Annotated in this window: 15 protein-coding genes; 4 read left to right on the top strand and 11 right to left on the bottom strand. The window is 44.6% G+C overall.

Annotated elements, in window-relative coordinates:
• Positions 1 to 7 precede the first annotated feature (7 nt).
• Positions 8 to 2,905, bottom strand: a complete 2,898-nt coding sequence (locus J2X75_RS07165) for an extracellular solute-binding protein (RefSeq protein WP_310335312.1) — start codon at positions 2,903 to 2,905, stop codon at positions 8 to 10.
• Between the two features lie 105 nt (positions 2,906 to 3,010).
• Positions 3,011 to 4,366: an extracellular solute-binding protein gene (locus tag J2X75_RS07160; RefSeq protein WP_307536562.1), complete on the bottom strand. Its 1,356-nt coding sequence runs from the start codon at positions 4,364 to 4,366 to the stop codon at positions 3,011 to 3,013.
• A gap of 274 nt (positions 4,367 to 4,640) precedes the next feature.
• Between J2X75_RS07160 and J2X75_RS07155 the strand changes: the two genes are divergently transcribed.
• Positions 4,641 to 5,408, top strand: a complete 768-nt coding sequence (locus J2X75_RS07155; RefSeq protein ID WP_047842955.1) for a helix-turn-helix domain-containing protein — start codon at positions 4,641 to 4,643, stop codon at positions 5,406 to 5,408.
• A 124-nt stretch (positions 5,409 to 5,532) separates the two neighbouring features.
• Here J2X75_RS07155 and J2X75_RS07150 read toward each other — a convergent pair whose 3' ends face one another.
• The 5 genes from J2X75_RS07150 to J2X75_RS07130 form a co-directional block, all read right to left on the bottom strand.
• A complete protein-coding gene (locus J2X75_RS07150) occupies positions 5,533 to 7,158 on the bottom strand; it encodes a response regulator (RefSeq protein ID WP_310335307.1) in 1,626 nt (541 codons plus the stop codon).
• On the bottom strand, positions 7,143 to 8,909 hold the full coding sequence (locus J2X75_RS07145; RefSeq protein WP_397383499.1) for a sensor histidine kinase: 1,767 nt from the start codon (positions 8,907 to 8,909) through the stop codon (positions 7,143 to 7,145). Before J2X75_RS07145 ends, J2X75_RS07150 begins: the two co-directional genes overlap by 16 nt.
• 48 nt (positions 8,910 to 8,957) lie before the next feature.
• Positions 8,958 to 10,637: an extracellular solute-binding protein gene (locus J2X75_RS07140; protein ID WP_310335303.1), complete on the bottom strand. Its 1,680-nt coding sequence runs from the start codon at positions 10,635 to 10,637 to the stop codon at positions 8,958 to 8,960.
• A gap of 131 nt (positions 10,638 to 10,768) precedes the next feature.
• Entirely contained in the window at positions 10,769 to 12,313 is a 1,545-nt protein-coding gene (locus tag J2X75_RS07135; protein ID WP_310335301.1) for a glycoside hydrolase family 43 protein, read from the bottom strand.
• A gap of 7 nt (positions 12,314 to 12,320) precedes the next feature.
• Complete coding sequence (locus J2X75_RS07130; RefSeq protein WP_310335299.1) at positions 12,321 to 13,838, bottom strand: glycoside hydrolase family 43 protein; 1,518 nt, start codon at positions 13,836 to 13,838, stop codon at positions 12,321 to 12,323.
• A 163-nt stretch (positions 13,839 to 14,001) separates the two neighbouring features.
• On the opposite strand from J2X75_RS07130, the gene J2X75_RS07125 reads away from it, so the two are divergent.
• Positions 14,002 to 14,871, top strand: a complete 870-nt coding sequence (locus J2X75_RS07125; RefSeq protein ID WP_310335297.1) for a helix-turn-helix domain-containing protein — start codon at positions 14,002 to 14,004, stop codon at positions 14,869 to 14,871.
• Between the two features lie 118 nt (positions 14,872 to 14,989).
• On the opposite strand, the gene J2X75_RS07120 is transcribed toward J2X75_RS07125, so the two are convergent.
• The 4 genes from J2X75_RS07120 to J2X75_RS07105 all read right to left on the bottom strand — a co-directional run bounded on the left by J2X75_RS07120 (position 14,990) and on the right by J2X75_RS07105 (position 18,708).
• A complete protein-coding gene (locus J2X75_RS07120; RefSeq protein WP_310335295.1) occupies positions 14,990 to 16,684 on the bottom strand; it encodes an ABC transporter substrate-binding protein in 1,695 nt (564 codons plus the stop codon).
• A 275-nt stretch (positions 16,685 to 16,959) separates the two neighbouring features.
• The gene (locus tag J2X75_RS07115; protein ID WP_076212098.1) at positions 16,960 to 17,235 is read right to left on the bottom strand and encodes a barstar family protein; all 276 of its coding nucleotides are present in this window, start codon (positions 17,233 to 17,235) and stop codon (positions 16,960 to 16,962) included.
• A gap of 14 nt (positions 17,236 to 17,249) precedes the next feature.
• Positions 17,250 to 17,684, bottom strand: coding sequence for a ribonuclease domain-containing protein (locus J2X75_RS07110; RefSeq protein ID WP_310335291.1), 435 nt, complete (start codon positions 17,682 to 17,684; stop codon positions 17,250 to 17,252).
• Between the two features lie 262 nt (positions 17,685 to 17,946).
• Entirely contained in the window at positions 17,947 to 18,708 is a 762-nt protein-coding gene (locus J2X75_RS07105) for an alpha/beta fold hydrolase (RefSeq protein ID WP_310335290.1), read from the bottom strand.
• 139 nt (positions 18,709 to 18,847) lie between these two features.
• Here J2X75_RS07105 and J2X75_RS07100 point away from each other — a divergent pair, with 139 nt between their 5' ends.
• Both J2X75_RS07100 and J2X75_RS07095 read left to right on the top strand, forming a co-directional pair.
• A complete protein-coding gene (locus J2X75_RS07100) occupies positions 18,848 to 19,459 on the top strand; it encodes a TetR/AcrR family transcriptional regulator (protein ID WP_150367254.1) in 612 nt (203 codons plus the stop codon).
• 27 nt (positions 19,460 to 19,486) lie between these two features.
• Entirely contained in the window at positions 19,487 to 20,368 is an 882-nt protein-coding gene (locus tag J2X75_RS07095) for an AraC family transcriptional regulator (RefSeq protein ID WP_310335287.1), read from the top strand.
• Positions 20,369 to 20,453: the final 85 nt, after the last annotated feature.

Below are 20,453 nucleotides of genomic sequence, written 5' to 3'. Positions count from 1 at the left end.
CTTTCCTCTATTTCAGATTAAATTCCTTGCGTTTCAACTCAATTTCATCATCAATGTACAACACATAGTCCGATAAGGCTTCACGCGGATTTTCATTAGCATTGACCACCTTGCGGAAGGCGTTGTCCAGATGTCGTCCCGTGAAATAACCTCCAGGAAGCTGTGGGATTCCCTGTACCCATTCCCATTGTTTCTCTAGATTTTGATAATCCTTCACAGGCCAAGGCAATTGCTTCAAGGCTTCGATATTGGCCGTCGGGTAACGGGCAGCCGCTCCCATAAGACCTTCCATTTCTCTCCCGTATTCAATCTGGGTCTGATCATCAGTCCACCACTTCATGAACTTCCACGCCGCTTCCTTGTTGTCGGCATTTTCGAGCATCATCACCGCGCTCGTAGCGCTGGCCACTTCATGCCGTATGGACCCATCCGGAAGCTGTGTACCCGGAACAATCGTAAAGTCCCAGAGATTGCGGATTTCCGGAGCCATAACCGTCAGCATGTTATACGTGGTGTAATCAGCAATCCCGATCGGCATTTCCCCGGTACGGAAGCGGTTCGGAAAGTCGGCTTTGAGCGGAAACTTGTAATTGGTATAAAATTGCGTCCAGCGTTTGAACGCGTCCATTGAAATCTCCGAATCCAGTGCACTTTTCTTCTGGTCTTCGCTGTAGAACGTTCCGTCATTCTGATATAACAACATCGCAAAGGTTGAATTCGGAACCAGGTTGGCATTGTTCAGCGTATCCTCAATCGGCAGATAAAACTCCATGTTATGCTTCTGCAGCACAGCGATGGCGTTATATACGTCTTGCCACGTTTTCGGTGGTTCGAGGCCCAGTTCATTCAGAATATCTTTGCGGTAAAAGAGCATTGGAAAATGCTGTTGCTCCGGAAGGGCATATACCCCGTCGTTATAGCGGTAAGGCGTCAATCCGCTTTCACGGAACCTGCCCGAAATTTCCTCGAAATCGGGGAACTGGCTCAGATCCGCTGTTGCATTCCTCATCGCATAGTTCACCGGAATGTCTTCGCCCATCTGCATGGCTACATCCGGTCCTTCCCCCGAGAGTGTTGCGGGCAGCAAAATATTAGGCGGAACGAGACGTAACTGCACGGACACATTTGTATCCGGGGTAAACGAATCGTCGATCATGCCTTTCAGTACTTGGGCCTGATCTCGTCCGGTCGTGATCCATACGGTGATGGCATCCTTCTTTTGTTCCACGTTGCCAATGCTGTCGTAATCTTCTGTATACGAGGCAACATATGCACCCAGTTCGTGCTTCACCTGCTGGACGGTGCTCGCTTCCGCTTTTGGCAGCGATTCACCCGGCGGAGATACGACAAGGTAATCCAACGTAATCGGCTGTTCACGTACCGATAGAATCCATGTGCCGAGACCACCTACGTTAATTTTGAACGTATCCAGCCGTTTGGGAACCGTCTCTGGTCTGGCCGCCATATCTTCAAGTTGCAATACCATAGCGTGAAGTACGGCCACTTTGTCACTTTGCTCACCCGTGGCCTTTTCCAGGTAATCTGCAACGGAGCGCAAGGTGTCAGCTTGTCGTTCAAACACCGCCGTCATCTCCGGAATACGCCGTTCCAGCTGGTAATCCCGCAGTGGGTCCGGACTGTTGGAGGTGATCATTAATATTTTGCGATACATCTCATTCAGTTCCAGCACGCTGGATTCCACGGTCCGCAGCAGCGGAGCGATGTCGCCAAGTGTAACCGTCATTCGGATTCGGTGTTTCCCTTTTTCAAGATGAAACTGATATGGCTTATCCTCTCCCGAACCCAACACCTGAGTTTGCCAAGCCGGGCTGTAATTAAATCGAATGCGTTTCATTTCCTTAAACGGTACTTCGCCGTTAATCGTCAGACTGCGGGTGGCATAGATGCCACGCAATTGATCCTGCTTCACCTTAAGCGCCAGTTGATATAGTCCGTCTTCAGGCACGTCAATTTCCCATTCAATCCATTCGCCCGGCAGTTTCCAGTTAATGCCCCCGATGGCGTTCATCCGAATTTTCGATACATTATAAGGCTCGAGTGAAGGACTTGATCGGTCCGAGATTGGTGCCAGTGTAGGAGATGATTTGCTAACAGCTTCCTCCCCCTGAACTTTCAACATGACAGGAGCCGATTGTTTCAAGCCGAGTGAGGCATAGGTCTGCTCCAGCTCTGCATAGGAAGGAACTTCGCTTTCTTGATATAGCTCAATATAATCGATCGCCATGCTTTCTCTTAATGAAGTGAGCGATAACTTCTGACTGCCTTTTTCAAAATAAAACTGAAACGGTTCCTCGAAGTACCCTGCGCTGTCCTTGAAGGAAGTCAGTTGCCATTCAGGCTGTTCTACTTGTCTTGGTCTAAGCTCGTTGCCACGATCGTCCTGCCGGACGTTATCCTCGCGATTCCCCCATACCCTGTCAAACAGAAGAATATCGGCCCCTCTGAACGGGACCTTACCATTAAGCTCAAGCCTACGTTCGATCCCGGAGCTTTTGCCTTCTACGGGATAATAGTGAATGCGAATGTTGTACAAACCGCTCACTTGAACGGGAACATCCCAACGAATGGTTCCAGTTTCCGGCGTAATTACGGCATTTCCATCTAATCCGGCGTACCCTTGCACAACCTCAAATTCCCCATCCTCTGCCTGAACATAAGATTCGCCTTCGATGCGTACAATTTCACCCGGTTTGGCCGTATTGTCATGAGCAGTCAGATAATGCTCATAACTGAATGAATCCTCGGTTCCCGATACCGCCTCAAAGTCCTCAAGCGCATGTACCGTTCCCGGATTACGATCCCGCGATGGATATAGTGTCCATATGGAGAGCACCAAGGCCAGGACAAGCACCAGGATTAGTCCCTTTTTCTTACGTGACCGCATGTTTGAATGTATCCCCTTTCCTGTAAGCGTTGAGAGAACTGAACGATTGACTAACCCGGACAGACCGCACCTTCACTGGTGCGTTCTGCCCGTGTAACGTAATACTTATTTGTAAACCTCATCAATCGCAGCCTGGAAAGGAGCCTTGTATTTCTCGATCAGCGTAGATACGGATACCCCTTCTTTGAGCTCCCCATCAAAGTCCCAGAACGGCAAGGACGGGAATGTGTTATGGTCGAGAACCAACATACCTTCCGCGACCTCTCTGGCGTTGTTGATATCTGCTTCATCGGTCAGATGTGTCTCCAGTGTGGATTGTCCCGGATACTCATAGATCGAATCGATCTCGTTAATTTTCTCCCAGATGTACATCAATTGTTCCGGATTCTCTACCGCTTTTGGAATCGTTATAGCTTGGTAACGTGACTCACCGGAGTGATACGCTGTTGCACTTGGACCTTTTGGAAACGGTACAAAACCAATATCATAATCCTGCATATCCGTCATAATACCTTCGACTTCGTACATGGCACCTGAATACATCAAGGTGTTGCCTTGACGGAAGAACGTAGATGGCTCTGTCCAATCGCCGCCCTCAGAAGCTCTGCCGACCTTCTCGGTAGCCAGTTTGGACAGGAAGTTCAACGCTTCTTTCGTTTTTGGATCTTCCAGGTTCTGCTTATCATCTTTGGTCAGAGAAGCCTCGTTGGAATACAGAATCGGTTCCAGCAAGCCCGTTTGAGCGAGTCCCCAAGTATCCAGCTTGCCATCATTGTTTCGATCCTTGTTCGCTTGCTTTGCAACGCTGAGGAATGTATCCCAGTTCCATTCATCGGCATCCACATACTCCTGAAGTGGCTTCAAGCCGAGCTCTTGCATGAGTGTACGATTATAGAAAATCCCGTTGATGAACGAGGACTGGTCCTCGGTAAAGCCGTAACCTTTGCCTTCATACTGCATGTATTCCTTGGTTGTTTTTTGGTTGAATACCTTGTCGTTTTTAATATAATCATCCACCGGCCATAACAGATCCTGTTTGGTCAATGCCGGAATGGCATAGTTTTTGCCCAGTCTCACCAGATCGCCAAGCGGTTCACCGGCCATCAGGGAAGCAACTACTTTTTCCTGATATTCACCGAAATCGATGGAAACATATTCAATATTAAAGTTGTGTTTTTTCTTCAGCGCTTCGAGATTCTCCAGGCGTTGAATGTTGTCCGGGTTGTTCCCCTGTATTTCCATGTCCCACCAAGCAACAACCTTGATGGTTCTGCCGCCCATGTCAAAATCCATTTCTGGCGTGGAGTTTTCATTCTTGGGCTCGGTTTCCGCGGGTTTTTGTTCCTCCTGTGGTGTTGTCTTTTCCGGCTCGGGTTGAGCGGTAGGTGCAGAACTGCATGCAGCAATCACCAACAAGACCGCAAATACCAGGCTCAGTAACATGAACTTGTTTTTTCTCATCGTCTTCCCCCCTGATTGTCGTTTGCTATCACAGTGTATCGTCCAAATAAAAGCGCAAACAACCTGCCAGAATACAGATGTTTACCCGGGCTGAATATAGATTTGCGTAATTTTGCTCAAGCAAATTGCATTATAGGTTTTAATTGGTAAAGAAATGCACTGTCTACAAAAATATGCACATTGTATGCGCTTTCTTTTATTACCATAATGAAATTAAGTCAAATTTCAGTTAATCTAGCGCATTACAATTCAGCAGAAGGTGAGGTATTGCTTCATGTATGATATTTTACTTGTGGATTTCAGCCGTCGTTTGTGCGGAGAGTTGCAACAGATGTTGCTACGGAGCAAAGCTCAATATACTATCGCAAATTGTGTGTTCTCATCGGCCGAGGCTTTGACCGCATTGTCAGAACGAGACTTTTCCCTTGTTATGGTACATACAGAGAGGTTTGATACCGCGGGGCTCTGGTTATGCAACGACATTCGAAAAAAAAGTCAGATACCTATCCTCCTTATGGGTGGAAGAGATCACTTCAGGTTCGTACGCAAAGCCCTGACGTATCAGGTAAATGATTATCTCCCGTATCCTGTTAGTCCCTCTTCTTTACTTAACAGTCTGCATGGACTTAGATCCCACCTTGAAACCGACCCTGCACACAAAACGTCGTCGTTCTTCAAAACACCCGTTCAAATGAATGGTAAACCCATGCACTCCAGTCATGTTATTCGTATCGTCAAGGCCTATGTACGGGATCATCTGAGTGATGAAATCACGCTGAAGAAGATCTCTGACATGCTTCATTTTAACTGTGCGTACCTTGGACAGAAGTTCAAGTTGGAAGAGAAGATGTCTTTCAATGATTATATGCTCCAGCAACGTATGGAAAAGGCCCAGCAGTTATTGTCTTCCACGAATCTGCGAATATATGAGATTGCTATTGAGGTAGGCTATAAGGATATTGATTGGTTCTATAAAAAGTTCAAAGCGTATGCCGGATCGAGTCCCAATGCTTATAGAAGACAAAAAATCCACACGGCCTAAAGGTGGATTGCCCAATCGGTTTGTTTATCAATTAGATAATAACCACAAAAAAACGTAGGATGTATTCTTCTTCCTGCGTTTTTTTGTGGTTGTTTGGGTTTGGTCAATTCCAGAGTATTCACCATTAACGTACCAAAAGGGATTCCCGGTATTCTTGGGGAGTCATTCCCGTTATTTTCTTAAAAAGTCGGGTAAACGAATGTGCAGCCTCATACCCCACTTGAAGTGCGACCTCACGTACCATAAGATTTGTGTTCTGAAGCAATTCTTTGGCTTTCCGTATTCGGCAGTCGTCAATGAACTCTGACACGTTTATTCCCATTTCCTGCTTAAAGAATCGCGACAGATAGGATGGATTAAAATGATGAAGTTCTGCCAATCTCACCAGAGAGAGATCTTTCTCCAGGTTCTCCTTGACGTAACTGCATAAGGAATGAATTACAACGTTAGCGCGTTCCTGTTCATTTGATCTTTTGTAGCGGACTAATTCATCGGCAGCACGATATAGAAATTGTACTGCATCCTTCATGCATGTATACTCCCCTAAGTGCAGCAAGCTTCGTTGATCCGGGATCTTCTGTTGAAGACCCCAGCGATTGATCGTTGAATGCAATAATAAGGCCAGATTGTAGTATGTCTCCATGGCACGTTCCATCGTAATTTCCTGTTGCAGCAGTTCGCCTGCAAGCTCCTCAAATATATCGTAAAATGGCTGAATTCTTCCCGTTTCCAAATATCCTGACATAATCTCGATCCGGTTTGAGATCCGCATGGATTCTTTGGGTACATCAGATGAGAGATCATTGCGATGATCCGTGAGTACCATGGATACACCATCCCCAATTTTCATCCACTGGAGTAATCTCAGACGTTCATATTGTTTGGTTAACTCGGACCAATTGCAGCTTCGACTACTTAATGAAAAAGCAATGGATACGCCGAGTGAGACCATGCATGCTTCCTGCACCAGTTCCAGTGTACCTTCTAGAAATCGCACAAGTTTATCATTAGTCATCTCTTCCTCCTGCTTCGGCTGAAGCAGCCAGATCGTATCCCCATAATGGTCCGTTACACTTGCGCACACTGTACGCTCATTCATCAGAGATGAGCCGATAATGCGTACAGATTCCTGAACTTGTGTGAGGTCCGAACCTTTTTCTGGTGGATTATTGAACCGCCCCAATATGAGATAAACAGGCGAGTTGATCTGTAATTTTATATCTCGTTTGGATAATTCGTCCTGCATATCCATAGTAGAATCTATAATTGCTGTACAGTCTTGAAGTAGTTTCCGCAAATACTCTTTTTGCTGTATCAGTGCAAGCTGCGAATTAACTTTATGAGAATGTTCCAACAACTCAACCATGCTGTGACTTCGCCGGATCTCTTCCATCACATCTTCTACAACTGACATTACCTTGTCATAACCTTCCGTTTTGAGCAAGTAACGCACATTCGCCATCTGAAAAGCTTGATAAGCATAATCAAAATCGCTATGTCCTGTCAGAAAAATGACGCGACAATTCGGCCAACTGGCTTGAATCCGCTCTGTCAGTTCCAAGCCACTCATGCCCGGCATGCGGATGTCCGTTAGAACAATGTCAATTCTCGAACGTTGCATCCAGGACAATGCTTCTGTTGCAGAGTAAGCTTTACATACGTCAAGCTGGTCGGGTATATGTCTGGCGAACGTTTCATAGAGACTATCCGTAATAATCTCCTCGTCATCTACAATCAAAAGTCGATACATTCGTTTTCTCCCTCTTTCCACTGGATTCGAATTGTGACTTTTAACCCTTGTAGTTCACTTCTGGATAGGAAAAGGCCACTTCCTTCTCCATACGTCAGGACCAGACGTCGATGAATATTTATTAATGCGGTCATTTCGTCTGTACCTCCGTCCTTATGCAAGCGTTGTTGAAGAGTTTGAATGTGTTGCTCTTCCAACTCATTACCATTATCCTCTACGGTGATCTCGGCATATGAACCTTCCATATTAAACCCAATAATTAGAAGTCCGGAGTCCGTATTCTTTTCAAGGCTGTGTTCGTAGGCATTCTCAATAATGGGTTGAATAATGAGTCTGGGAACTTTAATATGTTCCATCTCAACAGGTAGTGACCCAAAATCAACTTTAATTCGTCTGGAGAATCGTAATTGTTGAATCTCTGTATAGATTCGTGAATGCTCAACTTCCACTTTCAACTTCACATGATCTGTTTCATTCCGGGTAATGAACCTGAAATACTCTCCGAGCATGTTCGTGAATTGCTCAATACGTTCGGTTTCTCCTGTCCTTGCCAGTGAATTCAGAATAAAGAAGCTATTGTACAGAAAATGAGGATTGATCTGCGATTGAAGCTGTTTCAACTCGGCCCGCTGCATCATCAGTGTTTTCTTAAAATCTCGATCGATAAGGGATTGAAGATTTTCAATCATTAGATTGAAACGGGTGTAGAGGAAGCCAAATTCATCCTTTCGGTTATGCGCAATGGGGACATCAAGCATGCCTCCCTCCATTTTTTTGAATCTTTTCACCAACAACAGTAACGGGATATGAATCAACTTGTAACTTGAATAGAGATACGCCGTGATGGCAACAAATGATGTAATTGCAAACAGCCAAGCCCAATGATAGAACTTGCTAAGTGGCTTGGTAACAATTGCCTCAGGTAGATATGTAGCTACGGATAAGCCCAGGGAGTCCATATGCAACTGACTAACATGGTACATGGTGTCCTCGACTTTCATCCGAAAGCCATCAAGTGTACCCTTTACACTGTGCTCACGGTAATTCGCGAGAATAATACTAGCTTGATGTTTATCTGTGATGGCATGCCCCGTTTTGTCCTCAATCAGAAAAGTTGAACTCTCCGGGTACAAATTAAGCCGTGTGAGTTCATTCTGAAAATGGTATGTATCCAACTCCACTTGAATGACAAAAAGCGGGGGTTCTCCTCTCGTGCCTGTCAGCCTGACGGCACTTAAGTTCAAGGCGTCCTCTTTCACAGTGAAACGTGTACCTTTTCCTTGCATGCCTGAACTGAAATATAGATATGAACTTTTATCGAAATCGTCGATGCCTTGGATCGCGGATATACTCTTGCCAACAGAAGGGATATGTACATGAACGTTTTTGATATAAGCAGTGCTATTCTTGAATGAAGCGAGTCGTTCAGTCAGGTAATTTAATGTATCACGCCGCTCAACCTGATCCATCATGTCCCAGAGAATGGCCAGACGATTGAGTTTTCGATCCTCAACGATATCAAACTGCTGTAATTCCATCCATTCTATCTCTCTGTTCAATTCCACCACATATTGGTTCAATCGTCTTTCCGTTGACAACGATATTTCCTGGCTTGCATTGTCATAACTCCAATGATACAGATACACGCCAAGAAGAATAAGGGGGAGTACAAATACCAGATAGGTGATTATTAATCGCGCAAATATACTGTTAAACCATGATTTAGCAGGGATCTTGATCAATACATTCACCTCCAATGCCAAGGGCTGAGTGGGTTCCTTGTAAGAATAAAGTGAACATTAGCGCTCCTTTGGCTTGCTGGTGCGAAACCACGCGTTAACCTCCGATGTGATCTGATCTCCCCCCAGCTTGCGCCAGTTCTCAACGAATTGATCAAACTCATCTATCGACCTGCCTAGAATAATGTTCATATAGGCTTCAAGCTGAAGATCCCGAAGAATAATTTGTCGATCAACCATCGTGTCCGTAATTCCGCCCGTGAATTGATCATAGAGAAGTTGGCCGTTCTTTTCGTAAGAATCTGCAATGCTAAAAGCACCCGAAGGCCCATAGGTTTGTTTCCAACCCCAGCCGCTCTCTACATCTTCCAATTCATAGGCCACAATGCGTTTGTGAATGGCGAGAGCTTCATTCTGCAGAGCCGAGAAGTCTCCTGTACTTCTGGCATCCCGAATTTGTTTGTATGCATCTATATTTTTATTACCAGGAAAAGGAGTTACTGGTGAAAGCATCCACACAGCTCGGGAGTCGTCATTGTAGTATGTTTCATACTCTGCCTGATCCCCCCAGTTAATGTCCAGATGCAGATTCATGAGCTTTACAACTACTTCCGGATTAGAGAAGCCCTTTTTTACAGCAAAGTATTGCCCAGTGTTGGAACGTAGCGGTACGAACAGACTCCGGTCCGACTTGGCAACAATGGGATATGCCTGCCATTCTACATCTGTATCTGTATCACGGGTGCTCTGAAGCATAAAGGATGTCCACTGTTCGCCGTAAAGCATCCCTATTTTTCCATCTTGAACTAGACGAAACGCCTTGTTTCCACTTTTATAACCGAAATCCGGATCAAGTTGGCCTTTACGATACAACGTTTGCAGTACTTTCAGAGCCTCCCGAACTTCAGGCTGTATGCCTCCATAAGTGAGGTTTCCTTCTGCATCTTTAACCCATATATTAGGGTAGGCACCGTAGCCGGACATCAACCCTGCAGCTCCCATAACTGGATCCCATAGATGGTTTGTTAGCGCAAGCCCGTACGTATCCTGCTCTCCGTTCCCGTCGGGGTCCTCCTCTGTAAACGCTTTCGAAATCTGGAGAAGCTCTTCCATCGTTTCAGGCGGCCGTAGCCCCAGTTGCTCCAACCAATCGGTTCTAATCCACAGGTACTGCGCTGTCTCAATGGAGGAAGATGATTCGGGAATAGCCATGAGTTTGCCATCAATGGTTGCCGCATCAAATGCGCCTCTTCCCTCCGCCTCCAATATACTCTTTGTAAGTGGGGAAGCATACTCTTGGTACACATGAGTTAAATCTTCGATCATTCCAGCGTTGCTCAGTTGTCTAAGTTGATATGGATTAACTTTCACCACATCTGGAAAACGTCCTGCAGCGAGGGATACACCCAACTTCTGATTGTATACATCTCCATTAGCAGTCCAGTCATAGTGAATTTGAATACCTAGCTCTTTCTCGTACAAACGAGTCCAGCGATTATCCAGTATCGTCTCACCAGGTAACTGACTAATCATGCGCTCAAGGTCATCTCCAGTTTCCCTGACAAAAGAGACCACGATGGGAGGAGAATACCTCTCAAACGTAGCGGGAAGTTGAATCTGCTGCCCATCTTGCTGCGGATGATGTTGTTTGGTATTACCTTCGGTATGACCTGCTGGTATGGATACAGCAAGGAACAGAATGAAGGTCCATTTTGTTATGTCCAGACATCTCTTATACATGACGACATGCCCCCAGTTCGGTTTGAACAACTCTCTTCTCTCTGTCAACTTTAATCCATATCATTGTACAACAACTTATACTCATTGAATACGAAAAGCCGCCGTTGGGCGGCTTTTACGTGTTTTCATTGTTACTCAACAGGATTAATCACGCGATATTCAAAATTCGAAAAGTCAGCTGTTCCTCCAGCTATTTCAGTTGAATATACAAACAACCCCGTTCGGCAACCCATAAAATGATCCAGTTTATATATCATTTTGTGGACAATCCCTATATCTCTCCATTCAACCCCATCGAAATAGGCAAAAGAGCACTCATCCAGATTGTTCTCAAAATTTCCGAATGCTTTTAGTTTAACTACTGGATCTGATACCGGGATACGTTCATGTTCAGTGGCTGGCTTTTGGTCGATCAGATTGCCAAATATGGTGGAATCCTCACTATCTCTGGCATGCATGACCAAGTAAAACTTGCTATCCTGCTTCGTAAGAGCGATCATACCGTACGAACCGATCAGAAAGCACAACCCGGCATAATCCCCATCATTCAGACGACTGCCGTCAAGCGTAACTATTGCTTCGCAAGCGGGCCCCATTGAACGCTGGGTTAGAGTATTTACCGCGAACGTCAGATTTGGGCTGATCTGTCCCGTTCGAATACGATACACCCCCGGTTTCTCTGTGACGGACCAGAGTTCATGATTAGGTGTATGATTCCATTGCCAAAAATCACGGAGTCGGATGCTTCCATCTTCCGCGGGTTCATAATTGAAACTGTCGCTACCCACTAACGGGTTATAACGGTGCTCTGGTCTCGTGCTTGGGATATCAATCTGCTTCGGCGCTTTGCTTGCAAAGACCGGTATACCTTGATCAAAGTGTAGAGGAACCAAAACAGGAACCCGGCCAACAGCCCCATGATCCTGAAACAGCATTGCATACCAGTCTCCATCCGGCGTATCCACGATACCCCCCTGAGCAATACCTGAATTGAAATAATCCATATCGTCATTGAATACTTCTCCACCAGTGAAGACATCTTCCAGAGAGTCTGCCATATAAAACGCCTGTGTTCTCCGTCCGGAAGCTTTCGTAATATGAATCAGGAATACAACATATTTCCCATTGATCTTGTAGAAATGTGCTCCTTCATAACCAAGGTGATGAGGCTGTTCGTCTTTTACAATCAAGCGATGCACTCCGCCAGGTTTCGGCCCTGACAGATCAGAGCTTAATTCGGTCAGATAGATCTCGGTATTCCCGTACACAAGATATGCTCGTTCATCATCGTCGAAAAATAAGGAGCAATCATGGTAAAACCCTTCGACTACTTGTTTTTTCCACACTCCCGAGATGGTGGGTGACGTGTACAAGTATGTTTTTCGGGTATCATTCGCCACAAAGATCACATAGAACATCCCTTGATGATAGCGGAGCGATGCAGCCCACATGCCTTTGCTATAAATGTGCTGACCATCCACCAGCCGCTGTGCAGGTGTATCGTCCAATGTGTCGTATACATATGTGGCTACTTCCCAATGGATCAGGTCATATGAACGCAGGATGACACATCCCGGCATCATATGCATGGTTGTACTAACCATATAATATGTGTCCTCTACACGAATAACGTCAAGATCCGGGTAATCAGCCCAAATAATCGGATTTGGATACATGTTTCAATTACACCTCATTTTTTCTGTTAAACTTCCATTCTCTTAAAAGGATGATGGAGCTGTCTGTTGAATTCTTAAGCTTAATATACAAATCTTGTACACCTTTTGCACCCGTAACTTTCGTTGTTAGTTCAATCCATTGAAGAGATCCGGTCGCAGGCGGAACAATGATTTCGGCTATTAACGGTCCGTCTGCACGATCAAGCCGAAGTTCCAACGTACCTTCGCTTCCTTGATTCGCAATAATAGCTGTAAAGGTTGTGGATCCTTCACTTTCAAAGTCGACCTTGGATACAGCTATCCAACTGTCATTTTGCAGCTTAGCGGACATGATATTCGAATCGGATCCAGATATCTCAGCAGAGTCAAGATATTGCTCTGTTGTTACTCTGCTGCTCCATCCAATCGTCGAACCGCTTACCCACTCATAAGGATTGAAGCACTTGATTTGATCTACGCCCTGATAATCTGCATGTACCTTCCGGATCTTACCCGTGGCCTCATCATGCTCGACTCGATTCAGATGTGTTGAACGGTAACCATCGGGAATATTCATGGCCTGGCTTAGTGTCTGAGCATGATAGGCAACGTACCACTGATCGGCCAGTTGGAATATAGCATGATGGTTATTGCCGCCAACATCAAAAAAGTGGCCCGGATTCTGGAGCAACGTTCCCTGATATGTCCATGGCCCCATCGGCTGAACACTGGTCATATATGCAATTTCACCGGGGGGTGGACTGCCCTCTGGCCGATCACCCTCAACAAAATTGGAACAATACGTAAAGTAGTAATTATTATTATATTTATGTATCCCTGCATCTTCAAACATATAAGGCGCCTGAATCACCTTCGCTGTGCCTGCAACGCTGATCATATCATCTCCCAATCGCATAACTCTTGCCGTATCAGGTCTTTCTGCTTTCCCCTGCGGAATCCCACCCCCGAAGTATATGTAAGCCTGATGATCATCATCTACTATAACAGCTGGATCGAATAACCAGGTGACTTCTTCCACTCCCGGAGTCTCTCTTGTAATAAGTGCTTTTCCTATAGGGTCTATCCATGGACCTACAGGTGTGGGTGCAGACAGTACACCTATTCCACTGGCATTGTTGGCGAAATAAAGAAAGAAACAGTCCTTTCCATCCAAGATTCGATGAGCAGCTGCCGGGGCCCAGGATTGCGAAGCCCATGTTGCTGCGCCTTGAGGTCCAGCAACTCTGATCTCTCCATGATCGGTCCAGTTGATTAAGTCATCCGAAGAAATGACCGTAATCCGGTTGATTGAACTGTAGCTGTTTTTCTGAGGAAGGCCGTCTTTATCATATTCCAGCTTATCACTAGTCATATATAAGTAGACTCGATTGTTAAATACCAAAGCATAGGGATCGGCTCCGAATTTGTGGGCCACCAGAGGGTTACCGTTGGGACGAAGCTTTCCAATCTCCCCTGGAATACTCTCCAGATTGGCAGATTGATCTTGCTTTTGCTCACCAGCTTGTGGTGTAGAATGATGATTCATCAAAAGAATCCCCCTATAACTGTTTTTAGTTGTGCCTTTTTACGAGAAAGCGTTTGCAATACAAAAGGTATCATGATAGGATGATTACATTTTAAGGTAAGCTGAGTACAATTTCATTGCGTTAACCGCTCTATTTATTGCGTGAAATGACGGGAGGTACTTCATGAGTGGATCCTCTGAGTGTTTTTATGATCCCATCCAGCCTGAGCTCTTATATCTACACAGCGTAACGACGTATAAGCTGGAAACGATCTATCATCGCCATAATGCATACGAGATCTACCTGTTTCTTCGTGGCAACGTTCACTTTTATGTAGAAAATCGATGTTACCATGTACAGCCTGGTGATCTGCTTGTGATGTCACCCGAGGAGATGCACCGAGCCTTTATTCTGGATGAATCTGAGTATGAGCGAATTACAATCAATCTCAAAAAAAAATATCTATTTCAGCTTTCCACACCATCAACCAATCTATCATCATGTTTTGATCATCGCCCCAAAGGAACAGGCAACATCGTGCATTTAGACGACTATAACTTGAAGCAGATGCTGCAATGTACGAACAAACTGGAAAGATTGCTTGCTTCCGATGCTTATGGCACCGATATCAAAATAAATGCAGCCGTAGCCCAATTGTTGGTCATGATTAACGTCTGGTTTCATAACAATTCCTTTGTTCCCAATGACATTATGCCTGAACTGGTTCGTGAAACCATGGATTATATTGAAACACATCTGAATCAAGATATTACACTTCGCAAACTTGCCGAAGTGTTCTACATGAACAGTACTTATATCAGCCGCCAGTTCAAAAAGCATACTGGATTAACAATCCGTTCCTACATTTTGGGTCGTCGTATTGAACGGGCCAAATTCCACCTGTCTGAAGGAATGAGTATTACGGATGCATGCTTTCAATCGGGCTTTAGTGACTATGCCAATTTTATTCGCAGTTTTACCAAAATGGTCGGCATCTCCCCCGGTAGATATATCAAACAAAGACGTGATGCAATGGAAGCACTGCCAAGATAATGATGAGCTCATTCAATGTAAACTAAAAAACATCAAGCCATCCTGCATGGCTCGATGTTTTTTAGTTCTTGATATATTTCGGATCTGCAAACAACTCATTATTGTAATTATACGTTAGTTAATTGATCTCTTTTCCCGTCCACAGTCTAACGCGATCTTTAATCCACTCCGTATACTGCTGTTCCATGGCTACTGCACCTGCATTATCAAGTTCGGTAATCATATTGTCGTATATGCCTTCAAAGGCACTTGGAGAGGATGTAATCGCTTCGGCGATCCGTTTCTGAATAATATCCTGCGTTTTCTGATACACAACATTATAATCCCCGCTATCCGAAGGAATCGGCATATTGTAAGCAGCGCCCCACTCTTTCACCGGAAACTCCTCTTCGGAAGGGAACAAGTCCTTCCATGTAGTGATGCCATAACCTTTCAGAGCTTCTTTCTCCTCATCAGAATAACTTTGCTGAATCTGTTCAGGATAATTCGTTGTATAGTAGTTATCCGTTGAATCTTTGACGCCATCCCCGTAATGAGCACCAAAAATGTAATACAAGCCTACTCCGGTTTCTTTGGTGAATGAGTTATTGTCTTTGTTTTTACGTTCCTGTACATCGGCCGGGATGGTGCGAACACCGTCTTCCACGTTATATTGCTCGCCTTCAACGCCCCAGTTTCTCAATACTTGCCCTTCTTCAGAAGACATCCAATCCAAAAATTTGATGGCACGGACAGGATCTTCACAATCGACTGTAATGCCAATGCCATAACCATCAAAGCCAATATTCTGGAAATCTTTACGCTGAAAACTGTCATCTAACGTTACCGGATAGAATCCGTAGGTCATATCATCTTTTCCTGCACTTTTCAAAGCATTTTCCGCATCACTGAATCCCCAGCTTGGATCAAGCAAGGATAACACGCGACCACTGGCGATTTTGGACTTATACTGGTCATCCTTCTGAACAAAACTGTCCTTGTCCAGCAAGCCTTCATTGTACATCTTGTTCAACCACCGGAAATATTCCTTCTCCTCGGGACGTTTGTAATGCAGAACGGCTTCGTAGGTGTCCGGATTGATGAAATACTCACCATCTCCAGGTCCTCCAGTAGACATTACAGCTGGATCAGTAACAGTGATCATTCGCCGCCATCCATCTGCACTAAGCGTCAGCGGAATTGTGGGTTGGCCATCATCTGTGGTCGGATGTTTCTCGTAATATTCACGTAGCACATTTTCGAAATCGTTTAAGGTTTTGATCTCAGGATACCCGAGTTCCTTGACTACACGATGTTGAATGGCGGTACCATTCGTCGCATCAAAGCTGACCTGATCGATCGCACCATTCGTTGGAATCCAATAGATTGAAGGATCGTCATTACTGTATTTCAACCGATTGAAGTGCTCACCGTAGATCTTTTTCAAGTTGGGGGCGTGTTCTTCGATCAGATCCGTCAAATCAATCATTGCCCCGGCATCAACGAGTCTGGTCAAGTTACCTTTGGGGAAAATCAAATCCGGATAATCGCCGCTGGCAGCCATCAATGAAATGCGGTCGTTTCCGCCTCCGCTCGAAATATCGAATTCTGCATCAATACTTACACCGGTTTCTTCCGTAATTTTCTTCCCTACCGCATCCTGCATTTTGTTCCAGTTGGGACTTGCATCTGCACCGAAGAAGGTAAATGTAATTGGGCTGTTGGGGTCACTCGTATTTGATTCAGAATTCTCTCCAGCGTTTCCGCAACCGGCGGAAACTAACACAACACTTGTTACGAGACATGCTCCTAGCATTTTTGAAATAGCTCTCATTATTTTTCTGCCCCCTAAATGGTGTTAGTCGTAATAACCAATCCAGACATTACGATGGTTCACTTTGAAATAGTATACGCTTACATATTCAATCGTTAGTAAACGATTACAATCCTGCCTACCCTATTCCATGTTTAAAGTATAAGGAAGTCTAATCACCCCAACCTTGATTATTAAGCCATAAAAATAGCATGATCTAGACATGTGTCTCAGTAAAAATGTGAAGACCAAAAAAGCGATGGTTGCCCATCGCCTCATAAAGCCAAATCTGCTTTTCAATAATATAATTCCAACGTAAATCCTAGGATCTCACCTTCCACATCACGCAACAATTCCATGACTTGGTCAGCGTAATCTCCAAGAATCTCTTTGCTTTTCTCAAAACCAATCCATTGAACAGTAAGCGGCATGCTTACAGCCCCAGTTAAGACATCCCATAGAGCGTCCAAATTGCCTCCATAGCTCTCGTCTAACTCAAGCTGGTTCTGCAAAATTTGATGAAGCTCTTCCTTGCTGTGAAAGTCGTTTCCGTTAATCTGAATGATGCTCATATCATTTCCTCCGTTTATTTTAACTGTTCAAATGACTTGTAATGATCTGTCGTCTGGTAGATTAGACCGTCATTCGAGTATAGAATTCGGTCGCTTCCGCGCCGTCCTCCTGAGTAATTTATATCGGCTTCGTACCAGATCCGGCCTTTTTTGTTGGGTAGTAGCCCTTCCCGGTTTCTGAACACGTCACCGCCGATACTTTTGCCTGGAGCGACTTCATGTAAATTCCCTTCACTTGGTTCCCAGCCCAATTCCCTGGCTTCTTTTTTGGTAATGTAATTGGGCGGAAGTTCATGATGTTCCGAGATATAATTGGCAACCTCATCAAATCCCATATCCTCCGGTACTTGAGGTGAGCCGAGATCAAGCAGTGACTGAGAAGTACAACCTGAGAACAATAATGCAGCGAGGATGATCACTAACGTGTAAGCAAATTTTCTGAAAAACATTATCTTTTCTCCTTTTGATGTTCTTGCTCTTGCTGTCTTCCATTTTGGTGCTATTTCGATGACAATGCTTCTAATGTTAACGATTTGTGGTAATTAAAGCAATTCTATAAACCAATCATTGAGACAAATCCAATCGCTAAAAGCAGCTAAGTCTGCTCTGCTCCATTGAAGCATTATTCTTATTCTACAACAAAAAAAGCCGCTAAAATAGCGACTTTAATCGTACCATGATCATTACCATTCAACACATTCAATTAGTACATTATTTTAATTTACCCATCCAGTTCTCTAGGGCTATAACTACCTCTTCCAACTGCTTTTCTTCTGTAATTGCAGGTTGATTATCTCCTTTTTGCATGCCGTATGAGCCAAATTGACCGTGATTTCCTCCCTCAATACTCACATATGTCGTGTCTTCCGGAAGATTTGCTTTGGAGTTCTCCCAGTCTTCTCTATTAAGCACTCCGTCATCCGAGCCTGTAATTTGTAAGATAGACAAATCCGTATTCTTCAAGCTACCTCCTTCATCTGCATAAGAAGCCATGAAAAAGACACCTTCCAACTTCTCATTGTGCTCCGCAGCATACCGTGATGCAAATGACCCTCCCAAAGAATGGCCACCAATAACAAACGCTTCGTCAGGATGTTCCTCGATAAAGGAATCAGCCTTGTTCTGACCGAAAATCGCCAAGTTTATTGGCATGTTCGCGATATATACGCGGTGACCCTGTTCTGCCATTTCTCTGGCAAGTGGAGAATAACTTTCAGGTTCAACCAGACCGCCTGGATAAAAAATAATATTCGGTTTGGTTATCTCTGTACCCACGGGTTCAAATCGGTAACCGTCCTTAATCTTGGCGACATTAACCTGAGCATCACTTGTCATCGCCGTTTCAGCTCGCTCAGAGGGACTATACGTAACCGAATTGAGATATACGTAAACGCCGGCCACGATGACAACGATGGACAAGATGGTCCACATGATTATTTTTTTCCATTTGTTAGTACGTTGTGTCGTTTTCAACCTTAAAACCACCTTAGTATTGAGGATAATGATATGTCTTTTTTAACTCTCCATAATTATACTTACCGGTAAGTATAATTACAAGATGATTTTGCTTACTATCGTTATTTGTCATAAAATATTCATGGAGGGAAGTTCAATGACAGAAAAATCACCCAAACGATTGCCTGGAAGACCCAAACATGGCAACGACGATATCTCAATTCAGCAAACCATTATTCAAACTGCTTCACAGTTATTCATGGAGTATGGCTACGAAACAGTCACGCTTCAGCAAATTGGCAAAACATGTAGCGTATCAAAACCAACCATTTATTATCATTTCACCAGCAAACCAGAGCTTTTTAAGGTTGCCTTTACAACGATGCTACAGAATGTGAGCCGGTTAACCTCGCATATCCTTGATCAAGCCGAGAATCTGGAGTCGGGGCTTGTTCGTCTGGCAGAGGCCAGACTGGGCAATCCACATGCGGAGATTGAAACCATGCTCAGAGAAGCTGAACCTTTTCTTGAACCAGCTCAAATTCAGGATATACGCAACGCGGAACATCAGATTCACGAAGTGTTAGCCTCTCATTTCCAACGGGCAATGGATGAAAACAGACTGCGGACGGACGATCCGTTTTTCCTGGCAGAGACCTTCTCGACATTGATGTTAATGGGTAATCGGGAAGATAACCTGCATAAATATGGTTCCAATTTTTCACTAGGCCAAAGACTAGTAGATATTTTCATTCGCGGAGCGCAGTAAAAATTCAGGGCAACAAGGAGTGCTGACATGAATATCCCTAGAGGAACCTATGGGTTTCGATTTGCGGAAAACAAGGAGCTCCAATTGTGTGTACTGTATGCGGCTGGATGTGATTCAATAACCGATCCTTCTTATCATTGGGATGGACTCGAACGTTCGGACGGGCCTCTCCTGTTATTCCAATATACAATTTCGGGTGAAGGTGTATTTGAGTCGAATAATCGCATTCATCAGGTTACCGCAGGACAAGCTTTTTTAGCGGAAATTCCAGGGTCACATCGCTATTACTATCATTCAGCATCCAAAGAACCTTGGGCGTTTCTGTTCCTGCTGTTCAGGCCCACTCTTATTCTGCCCCATTGGCGAAAATTCCTTCGGGAAGCCGGAGAAGTTCCCTATTTACCCGCTGATTGTACACCCATCCGACTGTTGCGGATGATCGTGACTGATGCGGCGGCAGGCAGAATCACTGATCCTCTGATCGCATCATCGAGCGTATATCAGTTCATGACAGAATTGACTCGATTACAGAAAACAACATTGCGCAACAGGGAAAATTGGTCTAAAAGCATTCAAATAGCCGTGGAATACATAGAAAACAACTACTCCAAGATGATCAGTATGGATCAGCTCGCGGAGCATGTTTCCCTTTCCAAATATCACTTTATACGTCGCTTTTCCTCCAGTACGGGCTTGACGCCAGGTGTTTATCTGACTCGTGTACGTACCGAGAAAGCAATGGAACTGCTGCGTGGAACTACTCTTAGCATAGAAGTCATCGCCGAGCAAGTCGGGTATTCCAGCGGAAGTTATTTTATCAAAGCCTTTCGCAGCATAACAGGCGTTACGCCAGGTGAATTTCGCAGTGGCGGAGAAAGCCTTGTGTACCGTAAATTGTTCTTCGATTAACCGCAATATTTTGCTATTCCACACTCAACATTACTGTAGATATTAATAAAATCCTTTATTATGATGAATTGTGCGAGAGCAATAA

It is taken from the genome of Paenibacillus sp. 2003 (assembly GCF_031455635.1).
Classification (GTDB): Bacteria; Bacillota; Bacilli; order Paenibacillales; family Paenibacillaceae; genus Paenibacillus; species Paenibacillus amylolyticus_B.
This window is presented reverse-complemented; position numbering and strand designations above follow the sequence as displayed.